A 19,485-nucleotide genomic window follows, 5' to 3' on the forward strand; every position below is an offset into this window, starting at 1 on the left:
GACTCCTGATTTGTTCAATAACAGTTAAAAGATGACTACTGCGGGAAAGCCCCCACGTTGCAATGCTTCAACAAGCTGATCTGCCTCAACTATGCCAACGACTGAAGCAATACCTGTTGTCAGGTCCATGGATGCCTCACTAACCCCGGAAACGGATTTCAAAGTCTGCTCGATACTTTTCACGCAACCCCCACAGGTGGCACCCTGAACCTGCAACCTATGAAGGGGTTGTGATGGTTCTCGGACATTGTTGGCATCAGGGACCGTAGATGAAACAGATGACTTGCCTGCGCAGCAACAATTAAGTTGTTGCTGACTTCCGTTCAACGTTTGGTGTGTATTCATATTCACTCCTCCACAGAGAATTCTTCAATTAAATGGCAAAGCATATGACCCGTAGGTTCCTTGTCAGGCTTCTGATTCCACTCCAACACAGCGCGTTGCATCCGCTCCTTTAGTTTCAAAGTTTCAGCAAGCCTCTCTTCGGTTTCATGCAGGCGCTGATCAATCAGGCGACGCACTGTCGGGCAAGGTGTTTTTTTCTTGTCCGCATGACTGAGAATTTCTTGAATATCTTCGACCGAAAATCCCAACTTCCGTGCGCTCAACACAAAGCGCAATCGCTTAACATCTTTGTCGCTGAATTCCCGATAACCATTGGCCTTGCTTTTGGTGGGATTCAGAATTTTGATTCGGGTATAAAACCGTACTGTGTCTGCAGTAACCCCCAATAGTTTGGCAACCTCGATGACTTTCATGCCACCCTCCTTTTGATCCAGTCATGTCTTTCTAAGCTTCCGCCGGAACCAGGATCTTGATCTGAGTCAATCAGCGGCCTTAAACCTGAGAACTATATAACCGCGTGCTATAGGAGGTTATACACCTCTGTCCAAGACACAGGTCAAGCAATACCAAATACAGAGTAATGTCATATGTTAATAATTATGCTAACGGAGTAGAGGTGACAGGTAGATGACCCCATCATTACAGATTTGTAATGATGGGGTCTATGGATTGATCTTGATCAGGTAAAACTCAAGTCACTTGGACTGTTTTTCTTTTGGATTTCTCCAAAGAAGGTAAACAACTGGTAGAACTAACAGTGTAAGAATGACTGCGCTCAACATTCCTCCTACCATGGGTGCCGCAATTCGGCTCATGACTTCTGAACCGGTGCCTGTTCCATACATAATCGGTAATAACCCCACGATAATAGCAGCTGCTGTCATCATAACTGGACGTACTCTTAAGCCTGAACCTTGTAAAACAGCCTGACGCAGAGTTTCCAGTCGAGGTTCAACACCTTGCCGCTTGCACTCGTCCACCATATGCCGATAGGCCTGATTTAAATAAACCAGCATGATGACGCTGATTTCTACGGCAACACCAGCAAGGGCGATAAAACCCACGCCTACCGCTACAGAGAAGTTATAACCAAGCAAGTACATTAACCAGATTGAACCCACCATGGCAAGGGGCAAAGTGCCCATGATGATGGCTACTTCTGCAAAACTTCTAAAGTTAAAATAGAGCAATATAATAATGATAGCCAGTGTCAGAGGCACCACATAAGTCAGTTTTGCCTTTGCGCGCAGCATATACTCATATTGTCCAGACCAATTTAGTGAATAACCTGCTGGTAGATCAACCTGCTCCTCCACAACCTCCATTGCATTTTTGACATAACTACCAATATCAACCCCATCAATATCAACAAAGGTCCAGCCGTTAAGCCGCGCATTTTCACTTTTGATGGCAGGAGGCCCGTCTTCAATGTAAACATTCGCCACATCAGCCAACGCAATTTGCTGACCACTCTCAGTTACAATCGGCAGTAAGGCAAGCTGTTCCGGGGAACTGCGAAGATCCTGTGGGTAACGAAGATTGACAGGATAGCGCTCAAGCCCCTCGATAGTTTGAGTGACATTCATCCCTCCAATAGCCGTAGCTACAATTTGCTGGACATCTGCGATATTTAAACCATAACGAGCGGCTTTATCACGCTGAATATCCACTTTAATATAGCGGCCACCTGCCACTCGCTCAGAATATACAGAGGCAGTTCCTAGTACATCTTTTAAAACCTGTTCCAACCGCCTACCAATTTTTTCTATTTCTTTGAGATCTGGGCCAGCCACTTTAATACCCACCGGTGTTTTGATGCCGGTAGCCAGCATATCGATACGAGTTTTAATTGGCATAACCCAAGCATTTGTCAGCCCTGGAATTTTAACTAGAGCATCCAACTCTTTTTTAAGCTTGACTGTGGTCATCCCTTCTCGCCATTCTTTTCTTGGCTTTAATTGGATAAAAGTTTCAATCATGGTTAAGGGGGCTGGGTCGGTGGCTGTTTCTGCCCTCCCGATCTTACCGAAAACACTTTTAACCTCAGGCACAGTTGCAATTAGCTTGTCAGTCTGTTGCAAAATTTCTCGCGCTTTGCCGATGGATAAACCTGGATAAGTAGTTGGCATGTACATTAGATCACCTTCATCCAGAGGTGGAATAAATTCACTACCAATCTTATTCACTGGCCACAGCCCTACCACAGTGATAATGAAGGCCAATGCAAGAGTTGATCTTGGGTAATGAAGTACAGTCCTTAATGCTGGCATATACACGGCGATGAGTGCTCGGTTTAGTGGATTTTTATGTTCGGGCAAAACCTTACCGCGGATGAAATATCCCATAAGTACCGGAACCAGAGTTACCGCCAATGCGGCGCTGGCTGCCATCGCATAAGTTTTGGTGAAAGCTAGTGGCGAAAACATGCGGCCTTCTTGAGCTTCCAGTGTAAATACTGGTACAAAGCTTACAGTTATAATCAACAAACTGAAAAAAAGGGCTGGACCTACTTCTGCTGCGGATTCTGCGACAACTTGCCAGCGATTCTCTTTCGTTAACGGAGTTCGCTCCATGTGCTTATGCATGTTTTCGATCATTACGATGGCACCGTCTATCATCGCACCAATTGCAATAGCAATCCCTCCCAGTGACATGATGTTGGCATTGAGTCCTTGAGCATGCATGACGATAAAGGCTGCCAAAATACCAACCGGCAGGCTGACAATTGCTACAAGACTAGAGCGGACATGAAATAGGAAAGCTATACACACTAAGGCCACAACAATGAACTCTTCTAATAACTTGTACCAAAGGTTTTCAACTGCACGTTCGATCAGGCCAGATCGATCATAGACAGTCACAAGCTCAACACCCTCCGGTAGCCCATTTTTAAGGGTGTCAAGTTTGGCTTTGACACCATCAATGGTTTTTTGTGCATTCTCGCCAAAGCGCATTACTACTATGCCACCGACGACTTCACCTTCACCGTTGAGTTCTGCGATTCCACGACGCATTTGTGGTCCAACTGTAATATCAGCAACATCTTTGAGTAACAAAGGCGTGCCATTGACATTTAAACCAAGAGGTATATTGGCAAGATCTTCCTTCCCTTGGATGTAGCCGGAAGCGCGAACCATGTACTCAGCTTCAGCCATTTCTACCACTGATGCACCTACTTCCTGGTTCCCCCTTTGGATCGCCATTTGAATATGAGAAAGTGGAATATTGAAAGCTCGTAATTTATCCGGATGCACCTTTACTTGGTATTGCTTAACCATACCACCGAGGGCAGAGACTTCCGATACTCCAGGTACTGTTTGTAGTTCGTATTTTAGAAACCAATCTTGCAAACTACGCAACTGACTAATGTCGTGCTTTCCGGTTCGATCCACCAGAGCATATAGATAAACCCAACCAACCCCAGTGGCATCAGGACCGAGTTGCGGCTGGGCATTACTCGGCAAGGTTGGAGCTACTTGAGATAGATATTCTAGTACTCGGGAGCGAGCCCAATAAGCGTCTGTGTCCTCGTCAAAAATAACATAGACATATGAGTCCCCAAAAAATGAATATCCGCGAACAGTTACCGCACCCGGTACCGACAACATAGCAGTAGTTAAGGGGTAAGTGACCTGGTCCTCGACTACTTGAGGTGCTTGCCCAGGATAGTTCGTTTTAATTATCACCTGAACGTCTGATAGATCAGGGATCGCGTCTACTGGTGTGTTCTTAAGTGACCAACCACCAATCCCAGCTAGGATTAGCGTGGCAAGTAACACGAAAAAGCGGTTTTTGACAGACCAGCGAATTATACCTTCAATCATGGCTGAACCTCCATGTTTTCTTGAACATGATCCATATCCATTCCCTCATGATTTTTCGCTTTGTGTTGACCGTGACTCTTTTCCAAATATTCATTCTGCGAAGACTGATGTTGGCTGTGGTCCATTTCAATATCACTATGACCACTACTATGAACTTCTTGATCCTCCGCTTTATCCATTTTCATTTTATTCGTAGCATCAGGTCGATGAATTTGACTAACAATATATTCGTTATCAATTTGCTTAGTGATTTCCACATGCAGTCTCATATCAGGTTTGAGCCCCATTAAATCTACATTGGCGGCGACAGAAAAATCCATAGTCATAGCAGGCCATTGCCAGGCATCTACGGGATCATGTTCAAGCACAAGCATGCGGTGGTTGTCCATAATGCTTTCAATGCGAGCCGCTACCCATACCGATTGCGGCTGAGGGGTTGCGCCAGCATTGCCAGATTCATGGTTCATCCGTTGGAAATCTGAAGTCTTGCTCGACTCAGAATCAATTAGGAAATGTGCAGAAGTTACAATGCGATCACCAGCTTCGAGACCCGAAATGATTTCCGCCTGTTCGTTGTTGATATGTCCTACCTTAACAGCTACCGACTTAAAATGCCCTCCTTCCATTGCCAGTACAACCCGGGACTGGTTCCCAGTACGAATCAGAGCTTCCCGTGGGATTAATAAGACATTTGACATCGGCTTTGCCTCAATCCGCATCTGAGCGAACATACCCGGCTTGAGATAAGAATCGGGATTATTGAAATGTACTCTAACTTGGGCTGTACGAGTGACGTTATTGAGTGATGGGTAAATATAATCGACCCTTCCCAGCCATTCACGACCAGGCAAATAATTAAGATGCATACGAACAACATCCCCAACACTTACAAAGGAAGCCTCTCTTTCAAAGACTTCGCCAATTACCCAGATGTGATCTAATTGAGCGATTGCCATTATGCTCTCACCCGGTTTGACAAACATTCCTTCCCTAACCATTAACTTATCTACGACTCCTGCTTGTGGTGCACTCACTTGAATGGTCTGACTGACTTGACCAGTTTTTCTTACACGACCAATTTCTGATTGGGGAACTTGTAGAGCGGCCAGTCGCTCGTTTGCAGCTCTTATAAGGATTGGATCTTTGCGTCTAAGAGCCAAGAGCAGCTCTTCCTGAGCGTTGACTAATGTTGGAGCATAGAGTTCATATATTGGCTGACCTTTAATGACCGGTTCGCCCGCTGCTTTAACATAGAGTTTGTCGATCCAGCCTTCGACCCTGGGGTGGATATGTAACAAACGGTCTTCGTCATACTGGACGTATCCTACAGTTTGTACAGTGTTGTTCATATCACCACTCTTAACTTCAACTGTACGTACGCCCAAGTTGTTAACTACATCGGGATTTATACTGATTGTACCTTGTGACTTACCGTTACCTTTCTCCTCATATACAGGAATCAAGTCCATCCCCATAGGCGATTTACCGGGTTTATCACGTTTATAGTTAGGATCCATAGGCGCAACCCAATACAAAGGTTTTTCCTCATTGGAGTCGGTAGTAGTGTTAGATAATAACCAGACTCCCATAGCTCCCAAAAAAGCACCGATCAAAACACCGGTTATTGTTTTCGTTAATAGGTTCATATTTGCTCCTGAAAATTTATTTAACCGACTGGGCGTTTGTATCAGCCTTACCCACCAGTAGGTAATTAATTTGAGTAATCACATAAAATCGCTCTACTGAGATCTCTAGCGCTTCAATTTTCGCGTTCAGTTCAGCAATACGTGCGCGAACGGCTTCGGCAAAATCTCCATCGTCATTGTTATAAGCTGTAAGGGAAGCCTCTGCTTGCTCTGCCATTTGTGGTAAAAGTTCCTGGACATACAACTTTTGACGTTCGTTCAAACGGTTTAGCTGACTAATCGCAGTATCCAGTTCAGCTATTAATTTACGCACTAAAAGTTGTCTTTCGGTTCGAATGGCTTCGGCTCTTGATACAGCCGCACTGACTTCCTTATCCTGTAAATTGTCAGTAAAGATTGGCAGATCGAAGCTGATACCAACTGAAAACATGTCTGCCCGCTCACGTCCAAAGGAATCTTCTGCCCGATTACCATACTGGGCATTTAGTCCCCATTCAGGTTTATATTTCTGACGTGCTAATTCAACTTCTATTTCCATAGAATTAATTCGCTGATCCACCGCCTTTAAAGATGGGTGTTGATGTATCTTTTCGTACAATACCTCCAGTGCCATATTAGCTTCATTGCCTATAATAGGATTGAGGGTACTGACTTCTGGGAGATTATTGGGAAGTATAGGGTTCGGGAGGAAGCCAACCCACTCAGTTAGCCGCTGCAAATTGGCATCCTTCTCTTGTTGCAACACAGTTAGGCGATCATCTATCCGGGTCAACTCCAATTGAGCACGGACTAAATCTTGTTGTCTTGCACGCCCAACCACTGAGGAATAACTGGCTTTTGTTGCATCCAATAGTTGTTCAAACAAAGCAAGATCTTGCTCTATTAGTCGTATGCTCTCCTGTGCTTTAAAGACTTCTAGCCATAACCGTGTAACGATGACTCGAACTCTAGCAGCACGATCTTGACGTAAAAGAGGTTCTTGCTTAGCGAGTTCTATTTTTTTGCGGCTTCCTAACTCGAGAGTTTGGCCACGAGGAAACTTCTGGCTAACACCAATGCTTAGCTGGGTCATCGGCTCTTGATTAATGTCAAAACCGTCGGTTGGTAGATTAGCTGCCATTAGACTAACCTTAGGATCAGGTAGCGATAAAGCAGAAATTGATTCACTGGTCAATGCATCCTCACGGTAACGACTAGCATTCAGCCAGGGATCGGAAGTAATTGCCAAAACAACCGCGGATTCTAAGGTTAAATTGTTTTGAGTATGCATACGCTGCGTGTTTATAAATTCTTCCAAGGTATAAGCTTGAGAATTTACTCCTACCAGCAAAACTATTGGAAATAGCAATTGAATCTTCATTGTGATTTTACCTTTTGCTGTTCTTGACTAATTATTGAAGTAAATATTTCAGCTGAACCATCCTTTTTTAGTAGCAATACTTTATAAGGCATAAACTTCTGCCCCACTTCCATTCCAGGACTGCCCACCGGCATTCCCGGAACACTTAGACCGATTGCATCCTCTGGTGGATTTTGCAGAAACTGCTGTATAAAACGACCAGGTATATGGCCTTCGAATACATAGCCATCGCTTGTAACTGCTGTATGGCAAGAGCGGTATTTGGGCTGAATTTTATAATCGCTTTTAATGCTATATAAATCGGTTGGATGATAAATCTTAGTGGCAAAGCCGGCGTCTTCAATGTGGCGAATCCACTTTTGACAGCATTTGCAAGACTGACTTTTGTAAACATTAAGCAAGGCAATAGATGAGGTTTTTTCTGGCTCTTGTTCACCCTGTGAACAAGCGACTAGAAATAACAAAGAAAAAAACATTACAGTATGAGACAGATAATTCGATACGAATTTCATAGTAACTCCCGGTTAATTAGCGCGATGAGAGCTTTTAATAGCTGTTCCGCAGTACATTTAATATTTGAGTAGTAAAATGGTTACAAACCCGTATTTTAGGCGTAGTAACCCTATATCACTGGGAGATGGGGGGGCGAAACAGTGAAGTCCTCTCTTGGGTTTGAAAGGAAATTGTATTTTCTAAGTTGGGCATGTAAGACAACTTTGCGAGGAAAGTCTTAACAGTGCTCAGAACTGCAACCTTAGTATAGTTACAGTCCATCTGAGTGCATTCAACCTGGCTGCAGCAGATGTGGGAATCTACCTTTGCGATACCTATGGACGTTGTGCGATCTACATGATGTTGCCGAGTAACCAAGCCTAAGTTTACAGTTCCTTGAACAACAGTAATATCTTTAGGCTTCATTTCTTTGCATGACAATCCATCAACGCCAAAAAACTGGAAAGTAAAGGCCAGTAAAGCGATAATTGTAATGTAATATTTTAAACAAACTTTTCGCATGCAGTGATGATGAAACCTTTTTGGTAAATATTATCTAGTTACAAATCTAAAGATGTGACTGCTTATCTTTATCAATAGATCTGATGTTTAAAATTAATTTGCTCGTAATTTCTGATCAAATAAACTATTTCACACCAATTATCGAACAACTCCGCTGACAGCATTATGACGCCAAGATTACAATGTTGTAATAATTTGAAATAAACAAGATCTTAGTATTTAACTATCTTGTATTTAAGTTCGAATATCTATACCATCTGATTTCTTTTAATGACTGGCCGATACTTTGCTAGCACGTCGACTCGCACACAGTTTTGTTTTGCTCTTGCTAATACAGGCAGTCGCTCCTTTGGCTGATGCCTTTCAGTTATATGGCCAATATGCGGAAGGCTACACCTGCTCTTTAGCAATTAATTCTTTGGAATGTACGACAGAACTTGATGTTGATAAGGACACTTTTCATTTTGAACAAGAGCTATTGAGTGACGACTGTTCCGGATGTGTTAGTTGTTATCATTGCCATACATGTCATATCTATATGTATTTCCTCAAGGAATTCACTCTCTCCTTTTACTCCATAAATATTAAACCAAACAGCTTCAACCTCTCAGGTGAAGTGGGTGTAATCACTTCTTTGGAACGTCCTCCCAGACAATAGACGCATCATTAAAATCACATTAATTAACAGATTTTGATAAAAGCCCCTTTGTTTATTGGTTTGGAGAATAATTTATATGTTCTATGAGCACGTACGTCCTGCCGCTTTGCGGTTAATGATTTTGTTTTTTTTCGGAGTTGTCACATTACATGCGCCACAACAGTCGATTGCTATGGAAAATATGTCTGTGGCAAAGCTAACACTAAATTTACAACAAGCATTAAAAATGACTTTAGACAGCAACCCTGAACTGGAGCTATTTCAGTACCAGTTTAAGGAGCTTGAAGGTGCTATGACTACGGCATCAGTTAAACCCAGCTACCAGCTTGGTGTTGAACTTGAAAATTTTTCTGGTAATGGAGAGTATAGCGGATTAGACAATTCAGAATTGACCGTTTCACTTTCTTCAGCAATTGAGCTGGGTGGAAAGTTGGATGCCCGCCAACAAGTCGTGACAGCAAATAATGACTATCTGGGTACACAAAAACGACTTAAGACATTGGAATTGCTGTCTGAAACGACTAAACGATATCTTGAGGTTCTAGCAGCTCAAGAGCGAATAAAACTTGCCGAAGAGTCAGTACAGATAGCACAAAAAGCTATTACAATTGTTAAGCGGAGGGTGAAGCTTGGTGCCAGTATGACGGCTGAAGCGAGTAGAGCTGAGGCTTCTCTTGCTCAGGCAGAACTAACACTCAATAAAGAGCAATCTAATTATCGCGCAGCGCAAGTAAATCTCGCTTCTATGTGGGGAGAGTTGGATGTGTCCTCCTTTGCCGTTCAAGGAAATCTTTATCAATTTGGAAAGAGTCGAAGCCTCGAACAGTTACTTACTGAAATACAGAATAACCCATCAATCCGGCAATATGCTGCACTTGAACGTATCAGGGATGCTGAGTTAGATCTGGTCAGATCAAACAATCAAAGTGACCTGAACTGGTCTGTTGGCGTTGTTCGTAACGAGGCCAGTGGCGACATAGGGTTAAAAGCAGGGTTCAGCATGGAGCTGTTTACCGAGTCGCGAAATCAAGGCGCTTATCAACGCGCTCAAGCAGCAAAAGAACAAACCTTTGTTAGCAAGAGAACTGCCCTGCTTCGCCTACAGACTCAACTAGCGAAAACCTATCAATATAGAGAGCAATCGATAAAGACTACTCAACGTCTTGAGCAGGATATTATCCCTGCCCTTTTGTCTGCGCTAAGTGATTCTGAAGAGGCATATAAGCGCGGTAGATATAGCTATTTTGAGTATGTTTTGGCTAGACAGGAATTGATTGCTGCCAAGAGAAAACTGATTGATGAAGCTGTTGCTGTGTTGTTGTTTGGAGTGACCATTGAGCAATTAATTGCACAGCCACTGACTCAACCTGCAGTCGAACTCTAAAGCTATGTTAGCGCATAAGTTACAAACAGAATTCAGGACATTAAAAATGAACCTACAAAAGACACAATTTCTTAAACGTTGGTCGCTGCTTTTGCTGATTCCATTGATGGTCTTAGCCCATAACGTGACAAACGCCTTTGCACAGAGCGCCGAAACTAATAAAAGTCTCCAACAAGCTAAAGGCCCGAATGGCGGGAAGATACTAAGTGACGGCAATGTTACCTTAGAACTGGCGATTTTCGAACGTGGTGTTCCACCCGAATACCGTGCGTGGATTACACAAGATGGAAAACCTGTTAAAGACGCAAAACTGACGGTAACTTTAACACGTCTAGGTGGTCAGCAAGATATATTTAACTTCAACCAAAACAACGACTATTGGCTTGGTGATGGCGTTGTAACTGAGCCACACTCATTCGATGTGTCAGTGGACTTGCGTCTGGATGGCAGTAATTACCAATGGCAGTGGCAATCCTATGAAGGACGAATCCAAATTAAGGAAGACATGGCTAAAAAAGTAGGAATTACTACACAGCCTGCCGGTCCCGCTAGCATTGAGCGTCATTTACCAGTTTATGGCCGTTTGGTTACGCCTCCCGATCAGAAAGCGCACATTCGTGCACGATTCCCAGGCGTGGTGACTGCGGTTCATGTCAACATCGGTGACCAAGTCAATAAAGGGGATGTTCTGGCAATTATTGAGTCAAACGAAAGCCTGCAACGTTATGAATTGCGCGCCCCAATCGCTGGCATCATTCAGGAGCGCTCCGTCAATGTAGGTGAAACTGTTACTAATGCCCCGCTCTTAACATTGGTTAGTAACAAAAAGCTATGGGCCGAATTCAAAATCTTTCCAGGCCAACGCTCAGAGGTTCAAGCCGGGCAAATTGTCCATATCATCCATAATAATCACACTGACGAGAGCAAACTTACTCACATCACTACTACCTCCTCAGGATCACCGTATGTCATCGCTCGAGCAGTTTTAAATAATGAGGATGGTGAAATGGCGCCTGGTGATTTAGTTCAAGGTCAGATTGATGTCGAAAAAATTGAAGTACCCCTTGCCGTAGACAACCGAGGCTTGCAGAGTTTTCGCAACTGGACGGTAGTATTTATCAAAGTTGGTGATACCTATGAGATTCGTCCTCTGAAACTAGGGCTTAGTGATGGACGCTATACAGAGATTCTGATCGGTCTAAACCCTGGCGATAACTATGTGGTGGAAAACAGTTATTTGATCAAAGCCGATATCGAAAAATCCGGCGCTTCACACGATCACTAAGCGGGAGGCCAACATGATTAATGCAATTTTGCGCCTCTCTATAGAGAGACGCTTCCTGATTATGATCTTGATGCTGGCAGTAATTGGTATTGGGATCTGGAGTTACCAAAAGCTGCCAATTGATGCCGTGCCAGATATCACGAATGTGCAGGTGCAGATCAACACGGAAGCACCGGGGTATTCACCTCTGGAAGCTGAGCAGCGAATAACTTTTCCTGTAGAAACAGCACTCTACGGCTTGCCGGAACTTGATTATACCCGTTCACTATCACGCTACGGATTGTCACAAGTTACCGTAGTGTTCAAGGAAGGAACGGACATTTATCATGCCCGTAACCTTATAGATGAGCGCTTGTCTGCGATAAAAAGCGTGCTTCCTGCTGGGCTGGAGCCTGAAATGGGGCCTATCGCTACAGGTCTGGGTGAGATCTTCGTCTACACCGTCGAAGCGGCTCCAGAAGCTACACAGGAAAATGGAAAGCCCTGGGATGCCATGGCACTGCGCGAGGTACAGGACTGGATCATAAAGCCACAGTTGGCACAGGTTCCCGGAGTGGTAGAAATCAATACTATTGGCGGCTTTGATAAGCAATATCACGTACGTCCCGATCCACAACGATTGTTGCAGATGGGTGTTACCATGGAGGATGTGGCTAGCGCTCTGCGCAGTAATAACAACAATCGTGGTGCAGGTTATATCGAAAAGAATGGCCAGCAGTTACTGGTTCGTTCACCCGGTCAGCTTGCCACTATTTCGGAGATTGAGAGTGTCGTCGTTGGTCGCTTTGGCAATGTGCCAGTAACCATCAAGGATGTTGCAGAAGTAGCAATAGGCAAGGAATTGCGGACTGGTGCTGCGACCCGTGATGGGCACGAAACGGTCATGGGAACAGCGATGATGCTGATTGGTGAAAATCCCCAGGTCGTAGCTCAGGAGCTGGCGCAAAAGCTTGAGGAAATTAAGCTTTCTCTGCCAAAGGGGATAGAGGTAGAAGCGGTGTATAACCGCACTTCTTTGGTGGACAAAACCATTGCCACTGTACAGAAAAACCTGCTCGAAGGAGCGTTGTTGGTGATTGTGGTCTTGTTTCTTTTGCTTGGCAACATTCGTGCAGCGCTGATTACAGCTGCAGTGATACCTTTGTCAATGCTGGCCACTATCACGGGGATGGTACACACTGGTGTTTCAGCTAATCTGATGAGCCTTGGTGCATTAGATTTTGGTCTGATCGTTGATGGCGCTGTGATTATTGTTGAAAACTGTATCCGACGTCTATCCGAATCCCAGCAACAAACTGGCAAACGACTTGAACTTCGCGAGCGGCTGGAATTGGTCTATCAGGCAACCAGTGAAGTCATTCGACCCAGTTTGTTCGGGGTTGCGATAATCACCGTGGTCTACATCCCAATATTTACCCTTACTGGTGTGGAAGGAAAAATGTTCCACCCAATGGCTGCAACCGTAGTTATGGCATTATTGTCGGCTATGTTTCTGTCACTGACCTTTGTGCCAGCTGCCGTCGCTTTATTCATGGGCGGCAAAATCAGTGAAAAGGAAAGCCGTATTATTGTAGTCAGTAAGTCTTTCTATCGACCGGTTCTGGAGATGGCACTTCGATTTCGTTGGCTAGTGGTATCTGCCGCATCAGCACTGATTGTCTTCAGCGTTTGGTTACTGACGACTTTGGGTTCGGAATTTATTCCGCAACTGGATGAAGGTGATATTGCACTCCATGCGTTACGCATTCCTGGTACTGGCCTTGAGCAGTCCATTGATATGCAGGAGGTTCTTGAAGAGCGCTTAAAAGATTTTCCTGAAGTCGATAAAGTTTATGCAAAAATTGGGACACCCGAAGTAGCCACCGACCCCATGCCACCCAGTGTGGCGGATAACTTCGTAATTCTAAAGCCCCGCAGTGAGTGGCCCGATCCTGATCGCGAAAAGGCTGATTTAGTGGCGGAGATGGAAGCCGCTGTCACGCAACTGCCTGGTAATAAATACGAATTTACCCAGCCAATTCAGATGCGTTTTAATGAACTGATCTCAGGTGTACGGGCCGATCTGGGTATTAAAGTTTTTGGCGACGATCTGGATCAACTGGTCATAACAGCCAATGATATCCTGAAAGTACTTAAAGGCATTGAAGGCTCCGCAGATGCCCGTGTAGAACAGGTCACTGGCCTTCCCATGCTGTCGATTATCCCTAAACGTATGATGTTGGCACGCTATGGATTAAATTTGAATGACCTCCAGGAACTGGTTGCAGCTGGTATTGGTGGCGAAGAAGCAGGCTTAATCTATGAAGGAGATCGCCGGTTTAAACTGGTGGTTCGCTTGCCGGAAGCAATACGCACCGATATTGATAATCTGGCGTTTCTGCCCGTCCCTCTTCCTGATGGAGGCTTCGTGCCTTTGAATGAAGTAGCTGAACTGGCACTCAAGCCAGCGCCTGCACAGATTAGCCGTGAAAACGGTAAGCGTCGTGTGGTGGTCACTGCCAACGTGCGCGATAGGGATTTGGGCAGTTTTGTTGAAGAGGTTAAACAACGGATAAACCAGCAAGTAAATATCCCCAGTGGTTATTGGCTGGATTACGGGGGCACCTTTGAGCAGATGGAATCTGCCAGTCAGCGTCTTACGATTGTGGTACCGATTACCCTGTTAATTATCATTGCCCTTCTGGTGATGGCTTTTGGTTCGCTAAAGGATTCACTGATCATCTTTACCGGGGTGCCCCTGGCCTTAACTGGCGGTGTGTTAGCCTTATGGGTTAGAGACATGCCGCTATCAATTTCAGCTGGGGTTGGCTTTATTGCTTTATCCGGTGTTGCAGTATTGAACGGCTTAGTTATGGTGGCTTTTATCCGCGATCTATGGCATCAAACTGGAGATCTGACCAAAGCGGTGATTGATGGCGCATTGATTCGTCTTCGCCCCGTTCTAATGACTGCGTTGGTGGCGAGCTTAGGCTTTATTCCAATGGCGCTCAATACCGGCACTGGTGCAGAAGTTCAGAGACCTCTGGCAACAGTAGTCATCGGAGGAATTATTTCCTCTACTCTGCTGACGCTGATAGTGTTACCGATTTTGTACCAATTAGTTCATCGCGGTAAAAAATAAAGACCACCTACACCTAATAAAAGCAGGATAAGTCCCTGCTTTTATTAGACTCTGTCTAACTTTCTCAAGTTAAACTTAGCTTTTATTCTAGGCACTCCATTTAAAACTGGGTAATGTGAAGAAATTGTACCGTGCCACGAAACTATCCAGTAAATAATTCTCACTATACAACCAAATTTGGTTAACACACTTTGATTAGTAAAACCTGAAAAAATATTAAGTAATTTATACTTATTACAAACAAATGTGTTTAATTAAAGAAAAACTAATAAAGCCGTATAATTTCCAATAGTATATGTACAAATTATTTATATAAGATATTGAATTTTAAAGAGATAATTTACAAACCAAGGTGTAAAGAAGCGACTACGCAGATATTCTGTGGTAGACTGCGCATCTTATTATCACTCCACTCTCATATATCAATTTATATCTCATGCTAGATACCACTTTAATTTTACTCTTTATTCCTACGTTTCTATTGATTTCTGCCACACCTGGTATGTGTATGACACTTGCCCTGACACTTGGCATGAGTATCGGTGTTCGACGAACTATGTATATGATGTGGGGTGAATTGATTGGTGTAGCACTGGTGTCCGTGTTGGCTGTGGTAGGTGTAGCCACTATCATGCTGAACTACCCTGCTGCATTTTTGGTTCTTAAATATGGCGGTGGCGCCTATCTTATTTATTTAGGAATCCAGATGTGGCGCTCCCGTGGCAAGATGGCTATTGATTTGTCTAATAACCAACCCCAAACAGTTTCCGGAAAGCAGCTGGCCACACAAGGCTTTATTACTGCGATCGCAAACCCTAAGGGCTGGGCATTTACCGTTTCATTATTACCTTCATTTATCAATCCCGATATGCCAATGCCACCACAACTTGCCGCTCTTGTAGTCATTATCTTATTAAGTGAATTTACTTTTTTGATGCTCTATGCCACAGGCGGAAAGACTTTGAGACGTATCTTGCAGCGTAGTGATAATGTAAGAATAATCAATCGACTATCGGGAACCCTAATGATAGCAGTTGGTATTTGGCTAGCATTCGGTTAAATATGTAAACTCCTACTCATTTCATGGGTAGGAGTTTTTTATAATGCTATTGTCTCTGCTTGGGCGCTAGTTTCTCTTCAATTACCTGGCCATCCTGACGATAGATAACACCATTTTTCATGACAAAATCTACGTCTGAAAGTATGTTCATGTAACGCAAAACATCGCCTTCAACAGCAATAATGTCTGCCTGCTTCCCAGGAGTTAAGCTTCCCAGACGATCCTGCACTCCCATCATAACTGCCGGCCAGTATGTTGCTGAGCGAATAACGTCCATCGCTGGAATATTCATATCATTTGTCAAAACCGCCATTTCATTCCAAGTGCTTTGGCAATGGAATTTTGTCGGAATGCCACTATCAGTACCGATCAAGAAAACCACTCCGGCTTCTTTAAGTTGTGCAATTTTCTTTTTCAAAGTGGGTTGGCGAAGTGGCGTTAGCTGCATATAGTCCAGTTTACCAGGGTCGGTTAATGATGCTTTGATGTCTTTAATGGTGTCTGGCTTTAAGCCACGATGCCAGCATGTATTATCCAGACGCTCTGGGTTCTTAATTAGCTCAGGGTATTGATAGAGCCCTTCTACGGTTGGAGTCCAAAATAAAGGCCCTCCCGCTACACGCCCGGTTGCCGTACGCTCTTTGAGCAGCTTCATGACATCTTCTGGGTACTCTGGCGCTGTGGTTAATCCTGTATGCTCGAAATTATCAACACCTATTTTCAAACCCACTCGGATCTCGTCAGGTCGATGCGAATGGCCTATGACTTTTAGATTGTTCTCGTGTGCGGTATTGACTATAGCTTGTGCAACTTCGAGATCCATTTGGTCCTGATCGACCAGTTTAATCATGTCGACACCAGCTTTTGCTAGCTGTCTGACTTTTTGTTTGGCTTCACGAACTGTTTTTACGCCCCAGCGATAATGCTCGGAGCCCGGATAGAGTTCGTATTGTAAAAATGGACCTGAAACGAATAGGTTAGGACCTGCTATCTCGCCCTTCTCTATCTGACTTTTAATTTCAATTGAGTCTTCAAGGTTTGCGCCTAAATCTCGAGCACTGGTTACGCCAGCAAGTAATAATTGAACTGCGCTTGCCGGCATGATTTCACTGACCTGACGCTCACGATAAGTCGGTTGCCAATGACTATAATCCGCATGCCCATTCAGCATCAGGTGCGCATGACTTTCCCATAGGCCCGGCAATACATCCATACCTTCAGTCGAAACTATTTTAAAATCCTCTGGTATATCAAGCTGCCCAACCTGCCCAACGGCTTTAATGACACCATCCTCAACCAGAATAATGCTGTTAGCCAATGGCGGACCACCATAACCATCAATCAATCGACCGCCCTTTAGAGCATATTTATCAGCAGCCGCTTGATGAGATACCAGTAATAGCAGGAGAGTTAAAAAGGTAGATAGGAATTGAGATCTTGTCATTATTACCCCCAAATATTTATCAGAAAAAATACCTTAGCTTTAATGGGTGAATGACGCAAGAAGAGACCGCTGTTGATTTACTGAATAATCAAAGTAGCAAGAATGTAATAGCGCAGGAACTTACCGGTTGTCACAAGTAAAAGGAACCACAATAATCTTATACGTAATATACCGGCCATAACGGTGAGCGGGTCTCCAATGATTGGCACCCAGGCAAAAAGAAGCGCAATAATTCCATATTTCTTAAACCGTTCTTCAGCTCGCACAAATTCATACTCAGACATTCGCAACCAGCTCTGAATAACGGTTTTACTTGCCCAGTAACCTAAGCCATAGTTTGTTAACGACCCAAGGACATTCCCCAGGGTCGCAATTAAGACCAACGTTAATGGCGGTAAACCATTGAGTACTAGAGCGGTTAAAACCAATTCAGAGCTAAGAGGCAGGATAGTCGCCGCCAGAAATGCTGAAATGAAAAGGCCTAAATAGCCATATTCGATGAATATATCCATCAATGAAAGTCTTAAGTCATCATATATCGAAAGAGAATCATAGCACCGCTATTAGGACTTCTGTATTAATTACCAGGTATGTTTGTATTGAATTCCAAGGGCAAGGTTATTCACATCGCTTCTACGATATTGATTCAATCGCCACTCAGCTACAGCGTAGAGACCGCCCGTTATTCGATAACCCAGCTGAGCTTCCATTACAACCGGATTATCTGGAATATCAACGGGTAAGCTTTCATTAAACGTATGATCGATAAAACCGGCAAGGTAAAGACTGTCTGAAAATTCTGGTGCTCTTAAGAAGAAGCTATGCTCCATCTGCCATACATGATTCGGATCGTTATCGAATTGAACCAGGTGAAAATTAACTGCATAGGTTAGATGTATCGAATCAAAGGCTTCGCTCAGTAACTTTGTGTCACTCAGCCTCCACCTCAATCCCAAACGATGTCTATCATTGTTATCACCAGTTCTAAAGTTAGACTGAAACGTTAAATCAAGTGGGCTGTCCTCACTTATCTTCCATCTTAAATTCTGTTCGCTGTAATATGTCGTAGTATCATTCAGCTCACCGGTATTATCTTGATTGTAAAAGTTGAGTAAGCTGAAATAAGAAAATTGATTACCTAAATCCGCTGCAATGTTTAAAGTGAAGACACTATCAGAATCAACATCTGATAAATACGGGTAAGCATTAAAATCTAAAAATCCATGCAGCTCTTCACCTTCTTTAGCAAGAATTTGGCTTGAGAAAAAAACCAATTGCAAGAATAACCAGGATAGAATGATAAATTGAGCGGCATCAGATAGTTGCCGTTGAGCTGGCTGACTTTTACAAAAGTTTCCTAACATTTATTATCCCCTGGCAATAATTAATTGTGGGTAATACGCTGCAAATAATTGACACTGAATAAATCGTCATCATCCAACCAGCTTTTTTGCAATCTAAACCCGGCTTTTTCAGCAAGTTGAGCAATACCATCCAGCGTATATTTATAAGAATGTTCTGTATGAATTAACTCGCCTTGCTTAAAGGCGATAGTATAACCAAGTACCGAGCATTCCTGCTCAGCCCTGCTTTCTAAATACATTTCAATGCGTTGTTGTTGCGGATTATAAAGAGCAATATGTTTAAAGTTTGTAATGTCGATTTCAGACCCAAGAATCTGGTTGATATGCCTAAGTGTATTGAGGTTGAACTCAGCAGTTATGCCCTCCTCGTCATTATAAGCAGCGTGCAAAATATCATTATCTTTGTGCAAATCCACTCCTAATATTACTCCTCCATTCTCACCCACAAGTATATGCATATTTTTTAGAAACTGAACTGCGTCATCAGGCTCAAAATTTCCAATAGTGGAGCCAGGATAGAATACATGCTTTTGCATATTTTGATATTTGTCGGGCAAGACAATAGGTTCGGAAAAGTCACTGGCTATCGGCTCAACATGCAACCATGGGTATCGAGAAGACAATCGTGCTGCTGACTTTTGCAGGAATTCCTCTGAGACATCCTGAGGTACATAAACACTAGGATGAAGAGCTTCTAAAAGATATTCGATTTTTGTACAGTTGCCAGCACCTGGCTCAATAATCAGTGAGTCTTTTTGAATATATTGAGCAATATCTTGAGCATACTCATGTAAAATGGTGAGCTCAGTTCTCGTGGGATAATATTCTTCAAGCTCAGTAATTTGTTCGAACAACTTAGAGCCTCTATGATCATAAAAATACTTTGGGTTGATGTGTTTTTGCTCACTAGTTAAGCCATCAAGAATGTCTTGTTGCTCTTGGCTTATTGCTTGTGCTTTTGAATTCATGTCATAAGGCTC

14 protein-coding genes are annotated in these 19,485 nt (G+C 43.6%); 4 read left to right on the top strand and 10 right to left on the bottom strand.

Features of this window, described 5'->3' with window-relative positions; all coding sequences use genetic code 11:
- Nucleotides 1-24 precede the first annotated feature (24 nt).
- The 6 genes from B158_RS13235 to B158_RS13015 form a co-directional block, all read right to left on the bottom strand.
- Nucleotides 25-345, bottom strand: a complete 321-nt coding sequence (locus tag B158_RS13235) for a heavy-metal-associated domain-containing protein (protein ID WP_018624933.1) — start codon at nucleotides 343-345, stop codon at nucleotides 25-27.
- A gap of 2 nt (nucleotides 346-347) precedes the next feature.
- The gene (locus B158_RS0108445; protein ID WP_018624934.1) at nucleotides 348-758 is read right to left on the bottom strand and encodes a MerR family transcriptional regulator; all 411 of its coding nucleotides are present in this window, start codon (nucleotides 756-758) and stop codon (nucleotides 348-350) included.
- 282 nt (nucleotides 759-1,040) lie between these two features.
- Nucleotides 1,041-4,169, bottom strand: coding sequence for an efflux RND transporter permease subunit (locus B158_RS0108450; RefSeq protein WP_018624935.1), 3,129 nt, complete (start codon nucleotides 4,167-4,169; stop codon nucleotides 1,041-1,043).
- Nucleotides 4,166-5,815, bottom strand: coding sequence for an efflux RND transporter periplasmic adaptor subunit (locus B158_RS0108455; RefSeq protein WP_018624936.1), 1,650 nt, complete (start codon nucleotides 5,813-5,815; stop codon nucleotides 4,166-4,168). Before B158_RS0108455 ends, B158_RS0108450 begins: the two co-directional genes overlap by 4 nt.
- Before the next feature lie 16 nt (nucleotides 5,816-5,831).
- Nucleotides 5,832-7,175 carry a TolC family protein gene (locus B158_RS0108460; protein WP_018624937.1) on the bottom strand — a complete coding sequence of 448 codons (1,344 nt, stop codon included), beginning with the start codon at nucleotides 7,173-7,175 and terminating at the stop codon, nucleotides 5,832-5,834.
- A complete protein-coding gene (locus B158_RS13015; RefSeq protein ID WP_018624938.1) occupies nucleotides 7,172-7,687 on the bottom strand; it encodes a DUF411 domain-containing protein in 516 nt (171 codons plus the stop codon). The genes B158_RS0108460 and B158_RS13015 overlap by 4 nt, the downstream gene beginning before the upstream one ends.
- Nucleotides 7,688-9,028: 1,341 nt before the next feature.
- Here B158_RS13015 and B158_RS13020 point away from each other — a divergent pair.
- From B158_RS13020 to B158_RS0108490, 4 genes are all read left to right on the top strand, one after another.
- Entirely contained in the window at nucleotides 9,029-10,231 is a 1,203-nt protein-coding gene (locus B158_RS13020; RefSeq protein WP_228127092.1) for a TolC family protein, read from the top strand.
- Between the two features lie 46 nt (nucleotides 10,232-10,277).
- Complete coding sequence (locus B158_RS0108480; protein ID WP_018624941.1) at nucleotides 10,278-11,516, top strand: efflux RND transporter periplasmic adaptor subunit; 1,239 nt, start codon at nucleotides 10,278-10,280, stop codon at nucleotides 11,514-11,516.
- Nucleotides 11,517-11,529: 13 nt separating this feature from the next.
- The gene (locus B158_RS0108485) at nucleotides 11,530-14,637 is read left to right on the top strand and encodes an efflux RND transporter permease subunit (protein ID WP_018624942.1); all 3,108 of its coding nucleotides are present in this window, start codon (nucleotides 11,530-11,532) and stop codon (nucleotides 14,635-14,637) included.
- Between the two features lie 436 nt (nucleotides 14,638-15,073).
- Nucleotides 15,074-15,697 carry a LysE family translocator gene (locus B158_RS0108490; protein ID WP_026309323.1) on the top strand — a complete coding sequence of 208 codons (624 nt, stop codon included), beginning with the start codon at nucleotides 15,074-15,076 and terminating at the stop codon, nucleotides 15,695-15,697.
- 46 nt (nucleotides 15,698-15,743) lie between these two features.
- Here B158_RS0108490 and B158_RS0108495 read toward each other — a convergent pair whose 3' ends face one another.
- The 4 genes from B158_RS0108495 to egtD all read right to left on the bottom strand — a co-directional run bounded on the left by B158_RS0108495 (nucleotide 15,744) and on the right by egtD (nucleotide 19,473).
- Nucleotides 15,744-17,141 carry an amidohydrolase family protein gene (locus tag B158_RS0108495; protein WP_018624944.1) on the bottom strand — a complete coding sequence of 466 codons (1,398 nt, stop codon included), beginning with the start codon at nucleotides 17,139-17,141 and terminating at the stop codon, nucleotides 15,744-15,746.
- A gap of 77 nt (nucleotides 17,142-17,218) precedes the next feature.
- Nucleotides 17,219-17,653 carry a YqaA family protein gene (locus B158_RS0108500; protein ID WP_018624945.1) on the bottom strand — a complete coding sequence of 145 codons (435 nt, stop codon included), beginning with the start codon at nucleotides 17,651-17,653 and terminating at the stop codon, nucleotides 17,219-17,221.
- A 69-nt stretch (nucleotides 17,654-17,722) separates the two neighbouring features.
- On the bottom strand, nucleotides 17,723-18,505 hold the full coding sequence (locus tag B158_RS0108505) for a hypothetical protein (RefSeq protein WP_018624946.1): 783 nt from the start codon (nucleotides 18,503-18,505) through the stop codon (nucleotides 17,723-17,725).
- 20 nt (nucleotides 18,506-18,525) lie between these two features.
- Complete coding sequence (gene egtD / locus B158_RS0108510) at nucleotides 18,526-19,473, bottom strand: L-histidine N(alpha)-methyltransferase (RefSeq protein ID WP_018624947.1); 948 nt, start codon at nucleotides 19,471-19,473, stop codon at nucleotides 18,526-18,528.
- Nucleotides 19,474-19,485: the final 12 nt, after the last annotated feature.

It is taken from the genome of Kangiella aquimarina DSM 16071 (genome assembly GCF_000374105.1).
Lineage (GTDB): Bacteria > Pseudomonadota > Gammaproteobacteria > Enterobacterales > Kangiellaceae > Kangiella > Kangiella aquimarina.